Annotated in this window: 10 protein-coding genes, 1 tRNA gene and 1 pseudogene; 8 read left to right on the forward strand and 4 right to left on the reverse strand. The window is 72.1% G+C overall.

Translation table 11 applies throughout. The features are described from left to right. From ACNFOC_RS21025 to ACNFOC_RS21045, 5 genes and pseudogenes are all read left to right on the forward strand, one after another. Positions 1-215, forward strand: a pseudogene (locus tag ACNFOC_RS21025) (hypothetical protein); the annotation flags it as partial. A 16-nt stretch (positions 216-231) separates the two neighbouring features. Continuing rightward, on the forward strand, positions 232-852 hold the full coding sequence (locus ACNFOC_RS21030; RefSeq protein ID WP_416960633.1) for a hypothetical protein: 621 nt from the start codon (positions 232-234) through the stop codon (positions 850-852). After that, the gene (locus tag ACNFOC_RS21035; protein WP_416960634.1) at positions 853-2,034 is read left to right on the forward strand and encodes a TRAFAC clade GTPase domain-containing protein; all 1,182 of its coding nucleotides are present in this window, start codon (positions 853-855) and stop codon (positions 2,032-2,034) included. Between the two features lies 1 nt (position 2,035). Then, positions 2,036-4,486: a GTPase-associated protein 1-related protein gene (locus ACNFOC_RS21040; protein WP_416960635.1), complete on the forward strand. Its 2,451-nt coding sequence runs from the start codon at positions 2,036-2,038 to the stop codon at positions 4,484-4,486. Positions 4,487-4,490: 4 nt separating this feature from the next. Continuing rightward, on the forward strand, positions 4,491-6,080 hold the full coding sequence (locus ACNFOC_RS21045; protein WP_416960636.1) for a TRAFAC clade GTPase domain-containing protein: 1,590 nt from the start codon (positions 4,491-4,493) through the stop codon (positions 6,078-6,080). A gap of 25 nt (positions 6,081-6,105) precedes the next feature. Here the strand turns inward: ACNFOC_RS21045 and ACNFOC_RS21050 are convergent, their stop codons facing one another. From ACNFOC_RS21050 to ACNFOC_RS21060, 3 genes are all read right to left on the reverse strand, one after another. Beyond that, positions 6,106-8,982, reverse strand: a complete 2,877-nt coding sequence (locus ACNFOC_RS21050) for a CHAT domain-containing protein (RefSeq protein WP_416960637.1) — start codon at positions 8,980-8,982, stop codon at positions 6,106-6,108. A gap of 283 nt (positions 8,983-9,265) precedes the next feature. Then, the gene (locus ACNFOC_RS21055; protein ID WP_416960638.1) at positions 9,266-11,137 is read right to left on the reverse strand and encodes a caspase family protein; all 1,872 of its coding nucleotides are present in this window, start codon (positions 11,135-11,137) and stop codon (positions 9,266-9,268) included. Position 11,138: 1 nt separating this feature from the next. Further along, positions 11,139-14,870: a CHAT domain-containing protein gene (locus ACNFOC_RS21060; RefSeq protein ID WP_416960639.1), complete on the reverse strand. Its 3,732-nt coding sequence runs from the start codon at positions 14,868-14,870 to the stop codon at positions 11,139-11,141. An 855-nt stretch (positions 14,871-15,725) separates the two neighbouring features. On the opposite strand from ACNFOC_RS21060, the gene ACNFOC_RS21065 reads away from it, so the two are divergent. After that, positions 15,726-15,801, forward strand: a tRNA-Arg gene (locus tag ACNFOC_RS21065). A 465-nt stretch (positions 15,802-16,266) separates the two neighbouring features. Next, the gene (locus ACNFOC_RS21070) at positions 16,267-17,463 is read left to right on the forward strand and encodes a hypothetical protein (protein WP_416960640.1); all 1,197 of its coding nucleotides are present in this window, start codon (positions 16,267-16,269) and stop codon (positions 17,461-17,463) included. 414 nt (positions 17,464-17,877) lie between these two features. Here ACNFOC_RS21070 and ACNFOC_RS21075 read toward each other — a convergent pair whose 3' ends face one another. Then, positions 17,878-18,564: a HalD/BesD family halogenase gene (locus ACNFOC_RS21075; RefSeq protein WP_521985192.1), complete on the reverse strand. Its 687-nt coding sequence runs from the start codon at positions 18,562-18,564 to the stop codon at positions 17,878-17,880. An 820-nt stretch (positions 18,565-19,384) separates the two neighbouring features. Here ACNFOC_RS21075 and ACNFOC_RS21080 point away from each other — a divergent pair. After that, complete coding sequence (locus ACNFOC_RS21080; RefSeq protein WP_416960642.1) at positions 19,385-20,419, forward strand: DUF8189 domain-containing protein; 1,035 nt, start codon at positions 19,385-19,387, stop codon at positions 20,417-20,419. Positions 20,420-20,652 lie beyond the last annotated feature (233 nt).

The following is a 20,652-nucleotide window of genomic DNA, read 5'->3' on the forward strand; positions in this document are numbered from 1 at the left end:
CCGGGCGGCGCTCCGGTACGCGTCGGGCCGTCGCCGTCCTGGCCCTGGTGGTGCTCGCCGCGCTGGTCCCGCTGCTCGGCCCGTCCGCCGCGCTGCACGACACCGGGGAGGCCGCCGCCGGCGGCGGACGACGGGACGTCGGTGCCGGCCCCGCCCGAGCCCGGCCCTCCTGCCGCCGCGCAGGGGGAACGGCGTACCGCGTCCTCGGGCGGTGACCTCGTGGGGGTGCCGGTGGCCGGACTCCAGGCGGTCCGGCGCGACGACCACCTGCTCCTGCTCTGGGAGTGGCCGCCGGGCAGCCTCATGGCACGGGTGCGCTGGCGGCTGGAGGATGCCGACCTGCCCGACGGCCGGGTCAGGGACGGCGACGTCAGCTGTTCCCGGCGGGTCTACGAGCACGACGGCGGCCTCGACCTGGTGGTGGGCCGCGGCGCCGTGACCGTCACGGTGGAGGCCATGGTCCCGGGCGGAGCGGACGGCTGGGAGCCCCCGTCGTCCCTCACGGTGCCCTCCGCGCTTCCGGTGGTCCGCTACGAGCCCACCGTCCGGCGGCGGCTGTCCGGCAAGGTCGCCAAGGTGTCGTTCACCAGCGAGACGAACTGTCAACTGCCCGCCCTCCACGTGGTGTTGGGCCGTGGCCGGTACCGGCCGCGGTACCCGGCCGACGGCACGGTGGTGCACGAGATACCGCCCCAGCGGATAGAGGCGCACACCCCCCTCGTCGTCGAGTTCCCGTTCCCCGCCGGCCGGTCGGACCGCCGCGACGCCTGGCTGGTCTGCTTCCCGGCTCAGCCGCCCGGCGAGGACATCGACCTGCGCCCCGCGGCGCTGCACCGACTGAAGGTGACGTGAATGGCCAGGATGTTCGCCTGCCCCTACTGCTACGAGACCTTCGCCGCACGGGAGATCCGGTTCCGCTGCAACACACGGCTGAGCCGCAGCGGCCGGCGCTGCAAGGCGGAACGCGACCAGGTCCGCGTCGACCGGCTCGGCGACCGCGGGGAGGCCGGTCCCGTGTTCACCGCCGACGGCCGCAAGTCCCACGTCGACTGCCCCCAGTGCGGCGGGGAGACGACGTACCGGGTCTGCCCGGTGTGCCACAGCCTGCTCCCGGTGCAGTTCGGCATGGTGGACAACCGCCTCATAGCGATGGTCGGGGCCCGCAACTCCGGCAAGACCGTCCTGATGACGGTGCTGCTCCACGAGCTGATGAACCGCGTCGGCGAGAACTTCCGGGTCTCCCTGATGGGTTCGGACGAGTCGACGATGACCCGCTTCGGCAGCGACTACGAGGACAAGCTCTACGAACAACGGCAGATGGTCCTCGGCACGCAGTCCGCGAGCGCCAAGGACAACCGGGTGGATCCGCTGGTGTTCCGGTTCGGACGGATCCAGGACGGGCTGCTCGGCGCCCGCGCCCAGCCCACCGTGCTGTCCTTCTTCGACACCGCGGGCGAGGACTTCAACTCGCGCGAGAGCGTCGAACTCAACACCCGCTACCTGTCCAACGCGGACGGCATCATCGTCGTCCTCGACCCCCTTCAGATGCGGGGCGCGCGGGAGCTGGCGCTGCCGGGGACCGTCATGCCGAAGCCGGACAGCAACACCCCCCAGCAGGTACTGAGCCGGATCACGAGCATGCTGCTGGCCCGGTCGTCGGGCCGGCGCGCCGCCCGGGTCAGGACCCCGGTCGCGGTGGTGTTCTCCAAGATGGACGCCTTCTGGCACAAGCTGGACACCGGGAGCCCGCTGCGGGTCCATCCGCCGCAGCACGGCAGGTTCGACGTCGCGGACAGTCTCAGCGCCCACGAGGAGGTCCGTGACCTGCTCAAGCAGTGGGACGGTGTGTCCCTGGACCAGACGCTGGAGACCAACTACACGCGCTACCGCTACTTCGGTGTCTCCGCGCTCGGCCGTACCCCCACACCGGACCTCAAGGTGGCCGCGACCGGCATCCAGCCGTACCGGGTCACCGACCCGCTGCTGTGGCTGCTCAGCGAGTTCGGGTCCGTACCGAAACAGGGCAGGGGGTGAGATGGGCCTCCAGCAGATGTACTACACCTCGTGCGAGCGGGGCCTGACCGGATACGCGGGCTACCAGTTCAACGCGGTGAGCGACGGGGTGTCCGCGGAGACCCTGCGCGAGGTGGAGGCCCTGGTCGCGTACGAGCCGCCGCAGTCCCTCGTCTACTCGGACGACCCCGCCGATCTGGAACGCTGCCCGGTGAACCTGTGCTTCGTGCCGGGCGCCCCGGGAGAGACACCCGTGGCGGCCTGCGTCCGGTACGTCGGCCGGGACCCCTCCCAGCGCTTCGGCAACTACTTCGCCCACGCCCTGGGCCGGCTGGACCTCACCGGCGCGGGAGGCACGCCGCTGCCCATCGAGCTGTGGAGCTCTCCCGAGTGGGCGAGCCACCCGGTGGCGGACACCCGGCTGCCCGAGCTGCCGGGACCGCCGCGCCCCGGGCCGCTGTCCCCGGCGGGCGTGGACCGCTTCCTGCGCGGCCATCCGTACGGGGACCGGTTGCCGCAGCTGGTGTCGGCGGTGCTCGCGGCGCTCGCGGAGGACCGCACCGTCCTGGTGATCGACACCTCGTCCACGGCGGTCGCCCACTGGTTCGCCGCCGTCTGCTACCTGCTGCCGCCGCCGGTCGCCCGGACCCTGTCCTTCGCCACCTACCTGAGCCGTCCCGAACGCAGCAGACTGCGGCTGGTGGGCACGGTGCCCGAGATCCCCGTGGGTCTCGGCCCGGACATCCAGGACGCCTTCCACGTCTTCGACCTGGTCTCGGGCCGCTCGCCCGAACTGCCGGAACATCCACTGGCCAGGCTGCTCGGGCGGGTCGGCGTGCCCACCGCCCAGACCTTCTGGTCGTGGACGGACGACTACGTCAGCGGCCGGGAGCGGGACCCGCTGGACTGGTACGCCCCGGCGGTGGCGGCGACGGTGTCCGGCGGCACCTCCCTCGACGACGAGGAGGTGGCCGCACTCGTCGGCTGGCTCGACGTCTGCGACCACCTGCCGCCGGACGTGCTGGCCGCCGTCACCAGGGACCTCTACCGGCAACGGCGGCTCTCCGCCGACCAGTTGACCGTGCTCAGCCGGATCGCCCGGACCACGCGCGACACGGAACTCGTCGAGCAGATCCAGGGCGAACTGCTGGAGACCGAGATGCGGCGGCACATGGCGGACGATCCCGCGGCCGCGGAACCGGTGCCGATCCGGGACCCGGTGCTCCGCAGACAGGCCACCGCCCGTTTCGGGGATCTGCTGCGGGACTGCGACGACCGGCAGGCCGTACGTCTGCTGCTGTGGGCGTCCGCGGCCCGCCTGGACCCGGACCACGACACCCTCGTGCACACGAGCGCCGAGATCACCCGGGCGCTCCTGGGCCGCACCGTGACCGCGCGCGTCGACGAACGCCTCCGGGCACAGCTGACCCGGGTGGCCACGGACTGGCCCGAGTTCCGCGAGGGCATGGTGCTCGCCCTCAGCGGTCAACTGGCTGAACAACCGCACCACTTCCCCGAACTGCTGCGGGGACTGCCCGGTGAGCTGTTGCGGGAGAGCGATCTGGAACACCATCCCGTGCTGCGTGAGCACCATCTGATCGCCCGCGCCGAGCGGGAACCGGCACGCACCGCGGAGAGCCTGGTGCGGGTGCTGCTGATGCGTGAACCCTGCGTCCTGGACGGGGAGTTGCTGCGGAAGCTGTGGCCGTCGGGACGCTGGACGCACGAGGAGGCCCTCGAGGTCGTACCGCTGCTGCCGTTGTCCGTCCAGGTGGACGAGAGCGCTGCCAAGTGGCTGGAGACGGTGTTCGCACGGGACATCCACGACAGCGACGAGCTGGTCCTCTGCCTCGAGTTGTGCGGCCTCATGACGTCGCCCAACCGCATCGCGTGGCTGCCCCGGGACACCCGCGGGTGCGTCGAGAACGCCGTGCGGATCGCGGAGTTGCTCTCCCGCCCCCGCGCGTCCGGGCTGTTGCAGGTCGCCGAGACCCGGTGGCCGGCGCTGTGGCAGCCGGTCGCCGCGCTGCGCCGCCAACGGCTCCCCCGGGCCCTCCTGGAATGTCCGGGGACCCCGCAGGAGATCGCCCGCGTCCTTCTCGCGATGGGCGAGCGGACCGCGCTCGGTTATCTGGACCTGGTGTGCCGCGCGGCGGCGACGCCGACCTCCCAGTCGCTGCGGAACATCCTGGCGGTGGTCACGGCCCAGCGGTCGGTGTCCACCTCCCAGAAGGAGCTGCTGGACCGGGTGCTGGACACCGTCGAACGCGAATGGCCGCCCACCGATCTGGACGTCTTCGTCGCCGATGTCCGGCCGCTCGACACGGGCCTCGCCGAGCGGATGGCCCGGCGGGCCGAGCAGAGACGCACCCCCTGGTACAAGAAATCGAAGCGCGCAGACAAGCGGGCACCCAAAACCCGTGCGCCGAAACGCGGGAAGCCCAAGGACCCGCGCCCCGGATCCGAGGGGTGAAGCGGTGACCGAACTCATCGTGTACGCGCTGCTGAGCGTCCTGTACGCGGCCGCGATCGCCCTCTACCTGGTGGTGGCCCCGCTCATCGCGGTCGGCCGTGCCCTCGGGCTGACCGGGCAGCTGCTGTGGCTCCACGGCCAGGTCCTGGTGGGCGTGGTGCATCGGCGTACGCCGGAGTACCAGGTCCAGAACCTGCCGCCGTACCGCCCGGAGAACGAGCCGGAACCCGCCTACCGGCAGTACTTCCACGGCCCCGCCACCCGCGATCTGCGCACCGCGTGCCTGCTGACCGTGGGCCGCTTCCGCCGAACCGTGTCGGACGCGTTCACCTCGACGACGGTCCGGTTCTTCGGGCAGCCCAGCGTCAGCCGACTGGCCGCCGTGCCCTTCGGCCTCACCCTGTACGTGGGCCTGGTGCTCGGCGTCGCGACGGCCGCGGTCCTCCTCGGTCTCCTGGTCCTGCTGCACACGGTCCTGGTGTTCGTCGCGCAGGGCGTGGTCCGGGTCACGGCCGGCACGCTGCGCGCCGTGGACCGGGCGGTGCTGCGGGCCAAGGGCCTGCACCACGGCATGGTCTGCCCCCAGTGCTACGAGCTGGTGGAGTACCCGGAGTACGAGTGCCCGGGCGACGGCTGCCGGCGCCGGCACAGGGACATCCGCCCCGGCCGCTACGGCGTCCTCAAGCGCCGCTGTGCCTGCCGCCGCAAGCTGCCGACGCTGATCATGACCGGCAGCCACCGCCTCCAGGGAGTCTGCCCGTACTGCGAGGGCGCGCTGAGCGACAGCACCGGTCTGTTCCCGGAGACGGTGCTGCCGATCGTGGGCGGAACCGCCGCAGGCAAGACGCAGTTGATGGCCGCGACGCTGATGACGCTGTTCGACGCGGCCGGCCGGGGTGGTCCCCCGGCCCGGTTCGCCGACCGGGACACCGCGGCCAAGTACGAGGTGCTTCAGGAGGTGCTGAGTATCCGGGGGAACACGCTCGGGACCCAGCGGGCACTGCCGCGCGCGCACTCGCTGCTGCTGGGCAAGGGGCGGGCCCGCAGGCTCGTGCACATCTTCGACACCGCCGGCGAGCGCTTCACCAACCTGGAGGACACCGACGCCCTGCGGTACGCGCGGACCGCGCGCACCTTCGTCTTCGTGCTCGACCCGCTGTCGGTGGCCGCGTTCTGGAAGGGCCTGCTCCCCGGGCAACAGGCCGACATGGACCGCTCGCTGGCCTCCCCGGTCGATCCGGAACTCGTCTTCAACCAGAGCGCGCAGACGATGAAGCGCATGAACGGCGCCCTCAACCGGTCCCGGCTCGCGGTGGCCGTCAGCAAGTACGACGTGCTGCTGCGCCAGCCGGCGCTGCTGGGCGAACACCGGCCGCACGACAGCGAGTCCACCCGGGCCTGGCTCGTCGACGTGCTGGGCCTGGGCAATCTGGCCCGCGCCATGGAGAACGAGTTCCAGGAGGTGCGCTTCTTCTTCACGGCGGCGGTCACGACCGAGGACGGGCGGGTGCACGAGAGCGTCCTCCCGCTGGTCGACTGGTGCCTCGGGTCCGGCCGCTACGACGGCACGGCCTCCGCCGACCAGCCCGGCTGACCGGCTGACCGGCTGACCGGCGAGTTCACCGCCCGGTGTGCACGAAGGCCGCCCAGGACGCGATGTCCGACCGATCGTGGCCGCGGAGCCGGGCGCGCATCCTTCCGGGCATGGCCTCCGGCGGTTCCCGGCGGCCGACCATGCACAACTGGGCGGTGCGCAGGGCGTCCGCGGGTGCCAGGCCCTCCTCCTTGAGGAAGTGGTGGAACATGAACATCAGCACCGAGGTCGCCTCGTCCGGCACGCTCCAGGTCGCGCTCACCACCGACCTGACCCGGCCGGCCAGCAGGGTGGTGCTCAGGCTGAACGCCTCGTCGTAGCCGCGCCCGGAGCGGCCGGTGCTGCACGCGGCCAGGACGGCGAGCGCGATGCCGCGGTCGGGGCCGGCGCCCAGGGTCCGCACCAGCTCCTCGGCCGCGAGGTGTTCGCCGCGGTCGAGCAGCAGATAGGAGCTGTCCCGTGCCGACGTGGTCTGCTCGACGATCCCGTGGCAGGCCAGGTGCATCACGGGGCCGCCGTCGGGATCCGCGAGCCAGCGCAGCACCTCGTCACGGGTGCCCGAGCCTTCCGGGCCCGGTTCTCCCTCGGGCAGCCTGCCGACGTAGCGCGCGTCCGGATAGAAGCAGTCCTTGATCGCCAGCGCCTCCAGGCGGGCGGCGGGCAGGTCCCTCGCCTTTCCGGCGGGGTCGGGGTCGCCGACCACCAGTCCCGCTCCGGTGAGGGGCACCGGGTGGTGCCAGGCCGACTCGCACAGCAGCCGGGCGGACGGCGCGTAGGAGAAGACGACCCGCTCCATCGCGTACCGCCAGGTCCCGTCCGCCTGCCGGGTGCGCGCCGCGTGCCACGGCACCCGGGTCAGTTCCCGTACGGGGATCAGCACCAGCCGTGCCGGGCGGTCCGCGGGCAGGTTCAGGTGGCGCTCGACGAGCGGCCCGATCGCGGCTTCCCACGCCCACTCGCAGATCTCGTCGAGCGCCTGCGGGGCCCTGGTCCGCGCGCCCAGCAGGGCACTGTCACGGGTGCGTCCGTCGCCGCCCTCCATGCCCTGGGCCGCGTCGAAGAGGAAGTCCTCGAACGCCGCGATCCCGGTGTCGTTCAGCTTCGGCAGCGGGAACCAGCTCGCGGGCGCGTCGGCCGGGATCACCACGGCGGCGCCGTTGAGCTCGTCGCCCGGCACCAGGTAGACCAGCGCGTCCGCGCCGAGCGCGCGCAGGGCCGCCCTCGTCTCGTGCGGCTGGGGCGGGTCGAGGAGCCGTGTCGTGCCCCGGGCCGGACCGGTCGCCGGCGAGCCGTCGGCCATCAGCGCGACACCCGCCAGCGCCCCGACGACCCGGCGCCGCAGCTCGCCCGGAACGTCGTCCGGCGCGTGGCCCTGCTGCGCCTGTGCCCATTCCCGGGCCAGTGCCGCCTCGCCGCCGGCGGTGAGCCGTGCCTCGATGTCACGGGTCTCGGTCGTGGCGTACAGGATCAGTCCGCGGCCCGCGTCCAGGGCGTTGGCGGCGCCTTCCGGGTCGTGGTCCATCAGGCACAGCCGCGCCGTGTCCAGGGCGTCGCCGGCCGCGTCGCGCGCGGTGGCCTGCATCTCGTCGGGTGTCGACTGGAGCAGCACGCTCCAGGCGTGCCCGCGCAGTCCGCTCAGTGCCGTCGACCGGCCCAGCTCGTTGCGGCCGGCGAGCCGGTAGGCGTGGGCCAGCGGCATGGCGGTCGTGGTCCACAGTGCGTGGGTGCTGGACTCGGCCTGCCGCCAGGCCTGTTCGAGCAGGTCCGTGCCGGTCCTGAGGGCGCGCCGGTCACCCGTCATCTCGACCCGGCGCAGATGCGCGACCCCGGCGAACATCAGGTAGTACGTGCGTCGCGGGTCGTGTTCGGAGGCGACGGACAGCGCCTCGGTGAGGTGCTTCACCGCGCTGTCCACCGACTGCGGGGTGTCCGTGGCCAGTTCGGCGGCGCCGAGCTGGGACAGCCTGAGGGCGCGTTCGTTGTCCGCGATCCCGGGCTGGGCGGCCATCTCCTCGAACATGCGCAGGTGGTCGTCACTGGCCGGGTTCACGTACTGCTGTGCGCGGCGCGCGTCCGCGCCGCTCGCCGTACTGCCGGGCTGGAGCATCTCCAGGAACGGGACGAGCTGCTTCCACGCCTCGTCGACCCCCGCCCGCAGCGGATCGCCCACGGGCAGCCGGAGCGAGAGCTCGCGCAGTTCCTCCAGCTTCGCCATGGCGCCCACGCTGTCGCCGCGCATGGCCTTGGCGTTCGCCTCCTGCAACAGCGCCATCACCGTGCCGCGGTCGAGCAGCGGCGACTGCGGGTCCAGGCCGTCCGCGAAGCCGCGGACGTCTTCGGCCAGGCGCTGGGCTCCCGACACGTTCGCGTCGTCCTGGGTGACCAGGTGCTGGAGCCCCCTTCGCGCCGAGTCGACCATGGTGGCCTGGGGCTGGGTGCCGTCGACGATCCGCGCGTACCGTTCCACCTCCTGGAGCGCGGCGCGCGGACTGTATCCCGGCCGGTTCTCCTGCCAGGCCACGAGCAGGTCCATCGCCCGCAGCGCGGCGGACGTCGCCTTCCAGTCCGGCAGCGGGGACGGGTCCGTGTCGGCGATGTCCACGAGAACCATCGCGCGGGGCATGCGTACGGATCCGATGAGCGTCCCCGACCGGACCAGGGCGGTCGCCAGCACGGACGCCAGTTTGGCCCGGCCGGGCCAGTCCGCCGGCAGGCCGTCGAAGTCGTCGAGGGCGCCGTCGATGTCCACCGGGTTCCTGCCGAACTCCTCGAAGCGGCTGGCCCGCATCCAGCAGCGCGCGAAGAGCCAGGGCACGCGGTCGTCCGTGCCGGCCATCTCGATGGCCTGCGTGGTGCGTGCGATGACCGTGGCCAGCGCGTCCGCCGACGCCGTGTCACTCATGTCGGCTCCTTTGCCGATAGGGCCTTGGCGACCTCCGGGGAACCGGCCAGGCCGGCCAGGAACGTGCCGTGCGGCCACCGGGCGACAGCTCCGCGGCCTTCCGTACCCGTCCGCGACATCACGGCGTCCCCCTGCACAACCAGGCGTTCTCCGGCATTGGCGGCGTACGGCATCGTATGCGCCGAGCGGTGAACACCCCTTGCTTTTCCCGCAAGTTGGGGCATCGGGACGGCCGTCCCACCGGCCGGGGACCAGGGGGCACGGCCCGTCGCGGGACACGGGGTCATGTGCCGGCCTGCCCGGTCCGGGGCAGGGTGTCGGCGTGCACGGTCCAGACGCGGTAGTGGAACTCCTCGCCGGCGTCCATCCGCTGGTCCCGCACTCCGTCCCAGACCTCCCGGAGCAGTGCGCCCAGGGCGGGTCCTGCCGTGCGCGCGGACCGTTCGCGGGCCTCGCGCGAGGCGAGGCCGCTGAGGTCCATCCGGCGGTCGCCGACGATCAGGTGGACCGTCTCGGGACGGGGGCCCAGCTCGGGCACGTCCGAGGGCCAGTACACCTGGACGGGGGCGGTCGCACGGTGGGTGTGGGGCTCCACCCGGTAGCCGCTGGGCTGGTCGTTGGTCACCAGCGCCGTGCGGCCGCTCAGTCCGACCCCGATCACCCAGAAGAACAGCGCCCTGTCGGAGCGGTTGTCCACCGTGACCCGGTAGACGTCACCGTCGTACCAGCGCTCGCCCGTGGACTCGACGGCGTGCCAGCCACCGTTCCCCGTGGACGGCCTGGCCTCGAACACGACGTCCGGGCGGGCGTCGAGGCGGCTGGAGTCCTGGGGGTCGCGCAGCCACCGCACGCGTTCGCCCCTGGCCAGCTCGTCCAGGAGCGCCATCAGCGTGGAGGCGTCGGAGTACGCCGGATCGGCCGGTCCGCGCATGGGCAGCCCCGCGCGGTCCAGGACCTCGGGCCGGCCGTCGCGGAGGCGTACGACGGTGAAGGCCTCGTCCGCCTCCCGGGTCTCCGCCAGGCGTGGCGAGCGGACGAGTTCCTTGCGCAGTGCGTCGGCGAGCGGGCCGGCGGCGTCGATCAGCACCTGCCGGCGGTCGTGCACCCGTACGGCGAGCGCGTACGAGCCGGGCGGCACCACCGCGCTCGCCAACTCCTCCGCACGCGGCCGCGGAACCGCTGCGAGTGTCACCCGCAGCAGCGCGTCACCCGCCCGCATCTCCTCCACGGTCGCCGGCACCGAAGTCTCCCTGGCCGCGCTCCCCTGGGTGTCGTCGGGGAACACCATGCTGACCTCGTCCTCGGGGCCGAGCCCGAACAGGGCCCCGCCCGGGACCCGGAACCGGCCCTCCCGCCGCAGCAGGGGCAGCCGTTCCGGCTCGGCGGGCTCCTCCAGGGAGAACGGCAGCCGCCCCGAGGGCCCGCCCGCGTCGGGCCACTGAAGGGGCCGCTGCCGCTGTTTGATCCGGTCGCGGGCCCGGGCAACCAGCGTCGACCACGGGACAGGACGGCTCGCGGTGGCGTCGAGCAGGTCGGCGAGGGCCGCGGTGAACACCCCCTGCCGGCCGGCCCCTGGGCGGAGTTCGGTCTCGTACGCCGAGCCGTACTGATCGCACGCCGTCAGTCGTACGACGTTCGGCACCAGCGGGTCGTCGTGGCCGGCCAGGAGTGCCGCGCGGGCGTGCCCCGCGTCCGGGGGGACCCGGGGCAGCGATACGGACTTCAGCGCCCACCGGCCCGACGCGTACGCCGCCTCCCGTACCGCTCCGCCCGAGTGACAGGAGTCGAGGACGCAGGTGACGTTGGGCGTGACCGCGGTGAGCGCGCGCACGGCGGCGGTGAGTTCTTCCGCGAGGTAGCCGCGGAAGTCGGTGGGCGTGCTCTCCTCCATGTCGACGGGCACCAGGCACTGCAGTCCGTCCGACAGGCTGCCGTGCCCCGAGTAGTAGACGACCACCCCGTCACCCGGCCGGACGGCAGCCCGCAGCCGGGCCAGGCCCTCGGTGATGCCCGCGTACCGGGCCTCCTCCTCGACACGGACGTCCACGTCGGTGAACCCGCGGTCCGCGAGGACACGGCTCATCAGCCCGACGTCGGCGTGCACGCCGGTCAGACCGTAGGTCTGGGCGCCGATCAGTACGGCTCTCAAGGTCATCTCACACCCCCACATGGATGAAGGGCGCCCAGGGGAACGGGTGCCGCTCGGTCACGGCCGGGTGCCGCACAGGTTCGCTGTCCCGGAACTGCCCGGAGTACTCGCCCGGAGCCCATGAGCGGGCACGGGCGCGCGGGCCGGGGTCGACACCGGCCCGGTCGGCGAGCAGGCGGAACTCCTCCTCCCGCGCCGCGCCGGACAGGGCGCGCACCTCGCGCTGGGCCAGGGCCAGCGCGCCGCCGACGCCGGCGGCCGGGTCGTGGACGAGATGCCGGTACATCCTGGTGATCACCAGGCAGCCGACGCGGTCGTGCACCGGCCAGAGCGAGACCACCGCGTGCCGGGCACCGGTGATCAGGGCGGCCCGGGTCAGCCCCAGGACGTCGCCGCCGGCGGTGGCCCTGCCGCGCCCGGTGTCGCAGGCGGAGAGCACGAGCAACTGTGGACCGTGGGCGACGGACAGCAGGTCGGCGAGGCCGAGGGAGTCGTCACCGGCCAGCGGCAACCGGCTCCGGTTGGGGGCGAGTTCGTCCACCAGGCCATGAGCGGCGAGGTGCAGCACGTCGCGACCGGGCGCCGCCTCCACCACCGCGCCGCGGGTCGCGCCGGCACCCGTCAGCAGCCGGCCGCGGGGCACCAGCCGGGCGATCTCGGCGACCTCGACGGCGGTGCCCGGAAGCTCCGGCAGTCCGCGGCGCGGATCGCTCGCGGGGGCACCCACCAGGAGGGCCCCGAGTTCGGTCCACGGCCGGTCCGGTCGCCACGAGCGGCGCCTCGTGATCCCGGCCGCGGCGGGCAGGTACGACACCTCGTGGGTGGCGCCGAGGACGTCGCCGCTCCAGGGCAGCGTGTGGAAGGGCAGCAGGGCGAGCGTCGCGGGCGGCACCACGATCACCCGCCGGCACTCCTGGAGCGGCGCCGCGAAGGGCCGTAGCAACCATGCGGCGAGCTCGCGCCCGTCGGTCTCCGCCGGGCCGCTGCCGGGGGCCGCGGCGCACCAGTCGCGGAACCGGCGGGCGGTCGCCACCACGTGGTGGGCGAGCTTCCTGTGGTCGACCGGACTCGTCACCCGCTCGACCAGCAGTTTCTCCCGCGTCATGGCCCAGCCGACCAGCGAGTCGTCGAAGAGGTGGTAGGAGAGCAGCACGGTGTCCGGGGGCAGCGCCTCGGCAACGGCCGCCGCGTCCGGCACCACATCGTCGCCGACCGCGGTGAGCGCTGCCGGAACCCGCCGCCGTACGACCGTCTCGGCGGCGCCCAGCGCCTGCTCCGCCGCGTCGATACGCGCCTGCCGCTCGGTCACGGCCGGATCCGCGCCGCCGGGCAGCCACGCTCCGGCCCCCGCCGCCCGGCCGTCACGCGGACCGGCCGCCTCACGGCGGACGACACCCACGTGCTCCTCGAACTCCGCCGCCCAACGGACCTCGGCCGCAAGCCAGTTCCTGACAGCCGTACGGTCCTCCCGGCCCGCTCCCGCGGCATCGAGGGCGCGGACGGCGCTGAGGAACCCCGCCCGGACCCGCTCGGCCTGCGCGAAGGCCGCGGCCGCAGCCTCACGACGCCCGGACCGCAGCAGGGAGAGGACGGCCGCGTGGTGGAGCCCGGCCGGCACCGGGTCGTCGGCGAAGGAGGCGCGCAGCGTGTCCCGGGCCAGCCTGAGACGGTGTTCCTCGTACCCGGCGAGCCCACGCAGCGCCTGGTCGGCGGCGTCGCCGTAGGCGCCCTCGGCCAGAGCCAAGTCTGCGCGGAGGGCGGCGAGTTCCCAGGAGTGGTCCTCGTCGGGGCCGACGACGCCGATGAGCGGAACATGTCCGCGTGCCCGCCCGGGCCGGCCCAGCCGTATCCAGAGGCCGGCCGCCTGGACGGCGGAGAGCCGCGGCTCGATCTCCGCGGCCTCGGCGCGGGCCGCGTTCCACCGGCCCAGATCGGCGAGGGCGGCGCACCGCACGAGGCCGCGGAAGGCCTCGTACGGGATCTGCCCGGCCCTGCCGACCGCTTCGTCGGCGAGCTGATCCGCCTCCTCCTCCAGCCCCGCCCAACGGGACCGCCGGGACCGGAACAGGGCCTCCTGCGCCGGACAGGCCAGCAGATCGGAGCGAAGGCCGTCGAAGACCTCCGCCAACGGCCCGTCCGCCAGAGGATCGCTGCCCGCCACCCGGAGGCCACCAACGCCGAGTGCTCGTTCGATGCGTGAGCGCGCGGCGGCCATCAGATCGGGATCCAGCAGGGCGGAGGCCTGGCTGTGGAAGACCTGCGCGCCCTGGACGACACCGAGGCAGTGCGTGAGGTCGGGCGACTCGCCCCGGTCGGTACGGTGCCGGATCCGTTCCAGATGGTCGCGCTGCTCCAGGTCGCAGGCGACGACCGCGGCCAACCGGTGCCGTACCTCCACATAGGTGCCCGCCGTCGGCAGGGTGCCCGTGCCCGCGGTGCCGCCGTCCCGGTCCGGGGTGAGCAGCCGGGCCAGCGACATGGCACGACCGCTGCGTACGACATACCCCTGCGCGCTCCAGGACTCCGCCCGGTCCTGGACGAGCCGGGCCAGTCCCCGCGCCCACGACGCGCTGCCGACCGTTCCGGCCCAGCCCACCACGGTCGCGGCGACCTCGGCCTCGGTCCCGGACGCGGTGCCGATGTCTGTATCTGCGTTTGCGTCTGCGTCTGCGTCTGTATCTGCGTCGGTGGCTATCAGGTCCAGAACCTGATGGACGCGGAGCAGAGCGGCGCAGGCCCCGTCGCCGGCCGCGACCGCCGCGGTGAGGGCCGCCGCCACGGTCGCCCGGCATGCCTCCGTCTCGCCGTGGAGCCGGTGGACGTGCGCGAGACGCAGCAGCGCCGCGGCTCGTCCGCGCTGCGAGCCCGCCGCACGGTAGGCGGCTTCGGCCAGTTCGTACCGTTCGGCGGCCCGGGCAGGACCCGACGTGCTCGGCGTGCCCGGCGTGCCCGGTGGGACGACGCAGTGTTCCGCCGTGCCCGGCGGGCCGAGTTCCCAGTCGCCCCTCAGCAGTTCGGCCAGACCGGTCGGGGCGGGGTGCCGGGAGGCGTGCCGGAGTCCGGCGCGCAGCAGCGGGGCTGCCGCCCGTCGGTCGCCCGCCCGCACGCGCAGATCCGCCGCGAGCAGGAGATGACAGGCCGCGGCCTCCTCGTGACCGGCCTCGGCGATCGGCTCGTACAGGGCGTCGAACCACTTCAGCGGCTCGTCGATGCCCTCCGAGACGTCCCACTCCGCGGCCTCGGCGCGCGCCCCGTAGCGGACCGCGCGCTCACGCGCGGCCTCGGCGGTCGTCGCGTACCCCAGCGTCAGCCGCGCGGAGAGGAGCACGGGAACGAACCGTCCGGCGAGGTGCGCGCACAGCCGCAGCCGCTCACCGGCGTCGACCGGCCCGGATCCCACAGCCGCGGTCCCGGTCTCGCCGCGCAAGGGTGCGAGGTACCCGCCGGGCTGCCAATCGGTGTCCATGGCGAGCGCGGCAGCGCGTATCGCGCGAGTGAGCGCGGGCGGTGCGGGCAGGGTGGGCGACAGCCCGCCGTCCAGGATCGTCAGGGCCCTCTTCGGCTCCCCGGCGGCGAGCGCGGCGGCCGCCGGGAGCCAGATGTCGAAATGCCCTCGGTCCTCGCCGTCACTGCCCCCGTGCCCGGCCCACGTCGCGGCGGGATCGACACCTCGCTGCTCGATGAGCAGGAGTGCGACCAGCCGATCGACGCCGAATCCGTCCCGCGCATTCCTGGCCACGTTTTCCCCCTTCCCCGATCTTCCCCGATTTCACTGTGGCCAAGAACAGGAAATCACCGATCCACCCTCCACTCGATCACGAAAAATCCCCGGCAGACCACCGGCGGATTACCGACCGATTACCGGCCGATTACCGAAAATCCGACAGGACAACGAAATAAGCGGGAACAGCGACGGCCGTCACATGAGCCCCGAGAAAAAGCTACTCCGATTCCGCACTACGACCGGTCCTCCGACTCACCGGGACCGAAAGCAGGACGGCCGACCCGGTCCGACCCGGTCCCTTCTCGATGACGGGCTGGGTCTCCGCGAGGTCGGTGACGTTCAGCCCTACGTCGCTCACCACCTCGTAGAAAATGCGCACGATCTCATTCGCGGAATAGACGTTCGCGCGGGCAACAACATTGATATCGGTCCGCACATGGACACCGGCCACCGCCACAGCAATCCCCCCGTCACTTCAAAACTCCAGGCAGAACCGAGCCCACCGGTGTTCCATTGAAAACCCTGCGGCCACCGAATTCACCACCCGCGTCACGCACTACCCCATACATGGTCACTCCCGCCCGTTCTCGCTACGCGGTTGGACGTAACGGCATCGGACGTATTCTCAGAAACAGACATGAATCGATCGAGGTGTGTCAGCGACAGTCCGCCCCGTTCCCGTCCCGTTCCGGAAAGCGCCCGAATCGACTGGAAGGTTCCCTACGGAGCACTCGTACCGGCCTCCTGGACACGGGAACCGATCACTCGGTCGTCGCCGCTCCGGCGTCCCGTCCGCCAGACACCAGCGCCCGCCTGGGAACCGATCCGGTACCCTGTCGCGTGCAAGGTTTCACAACCCCGCCTTCGCGCGCCTTCGTAGCTCAGGGGATAGAGCACCGCTCTCCTAAAGCGGGTGTCGCAGGTTCGAATCCTGCCGGGGGCACCAGATCACATTCCGTATTCCCGCAGGTCAGGGCCGCCATCGGTCCTACCTGCGGGACTACCTCTGGTGCACAGCGAGTCAGGCGTCTCGGACGATCACCTCTCATCTGCGACATGCCCACAAGGGGCATTGCCGCAGGTGGGGCGCACCGCAGCGGCTTCGTGCGCCTCAGCCGGACTCCACGGGCACACAGACGCCCTCGACGCTATCGCCGCCGCCACCGTGCTCGCCTCACCCGCCCCAGTTTCCATGCATGGCGCCACCTTGCTCGAAACCTGATGACCGTCAGGGCGTACGTGGTGACGAGCCGTCAGGGCATCTCGTTGAGGGTGTGCGGTGCGGTCGGCGCCGCCGGTCTTTCGAGAGTGGGCGCCCATGGCGGATTGTCGGGTCAACACATGGACTCTGGGACGTCTGCCCGAGTTGAACCGGGCGATCCTCGCCGGCCAGGCTCCACCGGAGTCGCTCGTGAAGGCCATCAGGGAGGAGGCGTTCCCGCACCTGGCCGTGGATCCCGCCTCCTACGGCCCGCGGGAGGCCGAGCGGATCACGACACTGCTGGGCATGTGGGGGTCGGCCTGCGTGCGGCACTATGTCCAGCACCGTCGGGTGCCCGCCACCGACACCAGCACGCTGTTCGCGCAGCTCGGGATCCGGGACGATTCGTTCCGCGGCTATCTCGGCCGGGTGGCCGAGCGTACCGGGGCCGGGCATCCGGACCTGGACACCTATGTGTCGTACTTCCACTGGAACCCGCCGGCCGTCCACGTGCACTGGGCCGGCCAGGCGTGGACGGCTCGCGGGGCCTTCGGCGACGGAAGGGTCCGCGCCCACACGGGCGACCGGCGGGAGGTCGAACTGCTGTTGTTCGTCAAGAAGGCCGAGGCCGTCGAGAGGGCCGCCAACGAACTCCTCGAACCGCTCACCACCCAGGAGACGGCCACCGAGGAGGCGGTGGAGCGGATGACGGCCGCGGCCGGACTGCTCAACGTGGTGCACCGGCTGTTCGCGGAGTTCACCCGGCTTCCCGTCGAGCGCCGGGTGACTCCGGAGTTCTTCACCGACACCTGGCGTCAGTACACCAACCACTGGGAACCGGGTGACTTCCCGCCCAGCGGAGCCGCCGACGTCGAGTTCATCGCCCGCGACTTCCTGCTGGGCATCGACGTCCCCGACTACCCCTCCTACGTACGCCGCCTCTACCCTGCCCTCGTCACCGACGGCCAGGAACTGCTGACCCGCCTCATGGGCCGCACCCCCATCCCCGACCAGCTCCTGGAACGCGTCGGCATCACCCCGGCCGACCTCGACCGGGCGCCCGCGGCGGAGCTGTTGCGCATCGCGGCCAAACATCCCGAACTGGCCGCCTGCTACCTGCTGCTGGCAGAGTCCACCAGGCTGGCCTCCGCCCATCTGAACTTCGGCAGAAGGTTCGTCTTCGACCTGCGGCGCTCCCGCGACGAGGACGGAATGCCCGACACCCCCGTCATGAGCAGCAGGATCGGCAGCACCGGGATCCGGGAGTCGTTCATGGACGAACTCAAACGCGGCCGCCGCGGCCACCGCCTCACTGCCCTCGAACGGGTCCGCCGTCCCGCCCTCGCCGAGATCGTGGCCATGCCGCAGGCCCCCGCACCGGAGGACGTCGTGACCATCGGGACATAGCACGGGACAAAGCCGCTGTGCAAAATCCCTTGATCGCCCCGCGCGTCCTCATGGTCCCCGATCAGGTGAATGCGGCTATGCCCCACTCGCCCAGCGCCGGGTTCGGCCTGATCTTTGAGAACGAGGTGGGCTGCCGCACGAGCGGCCCCGGACAGTTGGAGGACGGGTCAGCCCATCGGCACGCTGGAGGGTTTCGACGTGATCGTCAACCAGTCGGCGTAAGAGCCGGCTCGGAGCCGGCACGCCAGAGGCACATGGCTGCCGCCGACGCGGCCCCCTGGTGTGCCGGCGATCGGCGAGGGCGGTCATCGTGCTGGTCTCCCTCGAAGACCGTCGGAGGCCTGCCGGGAGCAGCTGTCGAAACCTGGTGCCCTGAACCGCGTGAACGCCCGTCCGAGTCGTCCTCGCGGTCTGTCAGTCGTAGAGCAGAGCCGCCGAGGGGGTGGTGGCGGTGCGCAGGCCGGGTGTGGTGTAGGCGAGGTTGAGGACGACGCGTCGGACGCCGGGTTGCCGCAGTGGGGTGACGCGGTGCGCTGTGGTGTCGCTGCGCAGCAGGTAGGCGTCGCCGGGCCGGTGATGGGCCCTGCGTGCGAGGGGGGTGTCCAGCTGGTGGAGGCCGGCGGCGCGGGGGACGTACTCCAGCAGCCCTCCGTCGGCGGGTGTTGCGGGGGCCTCGGTGAACAGGACCAGGGCGAGCGGGTAGTCGTCCACGTGTGCTCCGTGGGTGTCGCTCTCCTGGTGCAGGATGTTGAGTACGAAGCGTTCGGTGAGGACGGGGGCGGGCACGGCCTCCAGACCTGAGACGTGACGCAGCAGGGCGAGCAGCGTCCGGTCCGCTGCCAGCCGGGGAATCAGGGCGGACTCGGCGGCGATGGCCTGTCCGCCGAGCGTGGTCATGCGCCGCGGGGAGCCGTCCATGCAGGCCATCGCGAAGTCCCGCCGTTTCGCGATCTTTTCGAGCCGCCGCAGCTCTGCCCTGAGCTCCGACAGGTCCTGCCCGGCGAGGAATCCGGGCAGTCTCACGTATCCACAGCGCGAGAACCAGTCGCGTAAGTCATCGGTGTGGGCGGGCCAAGCGGGCATCGGCGGCATCCCTTCCATTCCGGTCCTTCCGGTCCGTTCCGGAAGCCGGGTTGACGGTAGCCGCCGGGGCCGGAGGGTGGAAGACGGCCTGAACAGGGGTGACGCCAAGAGGTCGGGTACGCGGGGGCGGCCCAGCCGTGTCCTGCCGGTTGTCACACTCCGGGCCGGTGCGCCGATACCGGAGAGTCCTGGCGGAGCCGGAGTGATGCGTGGCACCGCCCTCGGTCGCGCCGGGATCTCCGACACCGCACGCTGTCTACGGCCACAGGAACGAGAGGCGCCCCAAGGTGCGCACGGCGGGGAGGCCGGCGGACAAGCCGGCCTCCCGAACGCCGCGATGCGCGCGACGACGTGGCCCTGCGGTCGCGGCACACCGCGAAGTCCGGCGCCGCCCCACAGCCGGGGCGGGGCGGACGGACGGCGGCGCGTGTTCAGGAGGTACCGATGCCTGCCGGGGCCACTCACACCGGTCCGGAGCCGTACCACCCGAACGTGTGAGATCACCGCCGAGTCGATCACCTGCCACGCCCCGGAGCGCCCAGCGGAAACACACCCCCCGCACTCCCCGAACCCGGCGGGAGCATTGGCATCCTCCCTGGAGATCCCCATCGACCTGCGGTTTCATCACGACCCGCACGGCCCTCCGGGGCAGCTCCACAGGGTCCGAACGCGCCGGAGGCACATGCCTCATGCGTCAAGGGAGCATCCCCGGCCGCCCTGTTGATATCCAGTCGAATACGCCCTCGCGAGGTTCCCCCCGGACCACCAGCGGTCATCCTCCGTAACGGATCAACTACGCACCGCAACAGCGCGGTTGCGGGAACCTGAGGAGAAGCACATGGCAGTCTCGACCACACCCGGCACGAACTGGGGAACCTGGATCAACCTGGAAGGCGACATCTACGCCGAACCGGCGCCGGTCCTCAACGCGGACAACCGGGTGCAGGTCTTCGTGCGGGGCGGCAGCGACACCCTGTGGAGCCGCTGGGAACAGCGCAACCGCGCGTGGGCGGCGTGGACCCAGCACCAGGGATCGCTGATCGCGGGCACCCCGCACGCCATCCGCGGCAAGGACGGCAAGATCCGGGTGTTCTACCGCACTCCTGGCAACGCCATCGAGGTCATCACCCAGAACGCCGTCAACGGCGGCTTCGCCGCGCCGCAGAGCATCGTGACCTCCGTCGGCGGCGACCCGGTCTCCGTGCTCAACGCGGACGGCCGCATCCAGGTGTTCTTCCAGGGCAGCGACGGGGCCCTGTGGTACGTCCGCAACCAGGACCTCAAGTACGAGACGTACGGCAAGCCCACCTCGCTGGGCGGCGGCATCTACGCCTCCCCGTCACCGGTCCTGGACGCGACCGGGCGCGTGGTGGTGGCCGTCAAGGGCGGGAGCGACACCCTGTACACCATCCAGCAGCAGGCCCCCGACTCCGCCGACTCGTGGGAGGCATGGCAGTCCAACACCGCCGGGGTGACCAGCAAGCCCACGGCTCTGCTGGACGCCGCCGGACGCGTGCAGATCTTCTACCGGGGCAGCGACCAGGCCGCCTGGTGGGTCGGGCAGACCGACGACTACGAGAACTTCAAACCCTCGGTCAAGATCAACAGCGGCATCATCGACCGCCCGACCGCCGCGCTCGGCCAGGACGGACGCGTCAACGTACTGGTCAAGGGCAACGACAACGCGCTGTGGGTGGACGTGGAGAACCAGGAGAACGACAGCGCCTACGGCACCTTCCAGTCACTGGCCGGAGTCATCGGCACCGTCCACGTCAGCCCGGTCATCGCCAACAGCGAGGGCCTGCTCTACGTGTTCACCCAGGGCTCGGGCACCGCCAAGGACCTGTGGCTCCAGCGCCAGAACTGGGCGTAGGCACACACTGGTTGTGGCGCTGGTCCTCCGGAGGACCAGCGCCACAGCCGCGCCCCCGAAACCCATTACCCCGGGCCGCCCTGGGCACAGCTGCGGAGCAGCCGGCGAGTGCGAGGCGTTGTTGTGTCAGCGAGACCCGTCGTCCTTCACCCAGCACCAACCGGAACCCGCCATCGCCTTTTGGGCTACTGCAACTCCTGGCTGCCGACTCTGCGAGAAAACCGCTCCAAACG

Origin of the sequence: Streptomyces colwelliae (assembly GCF_048158785.1) — a bacterium.
Lineage (GTDB): Bacteria > Actinomycetota > Actinomycetes > Streptomycetales > Streptomycetaceae > Streptomyces.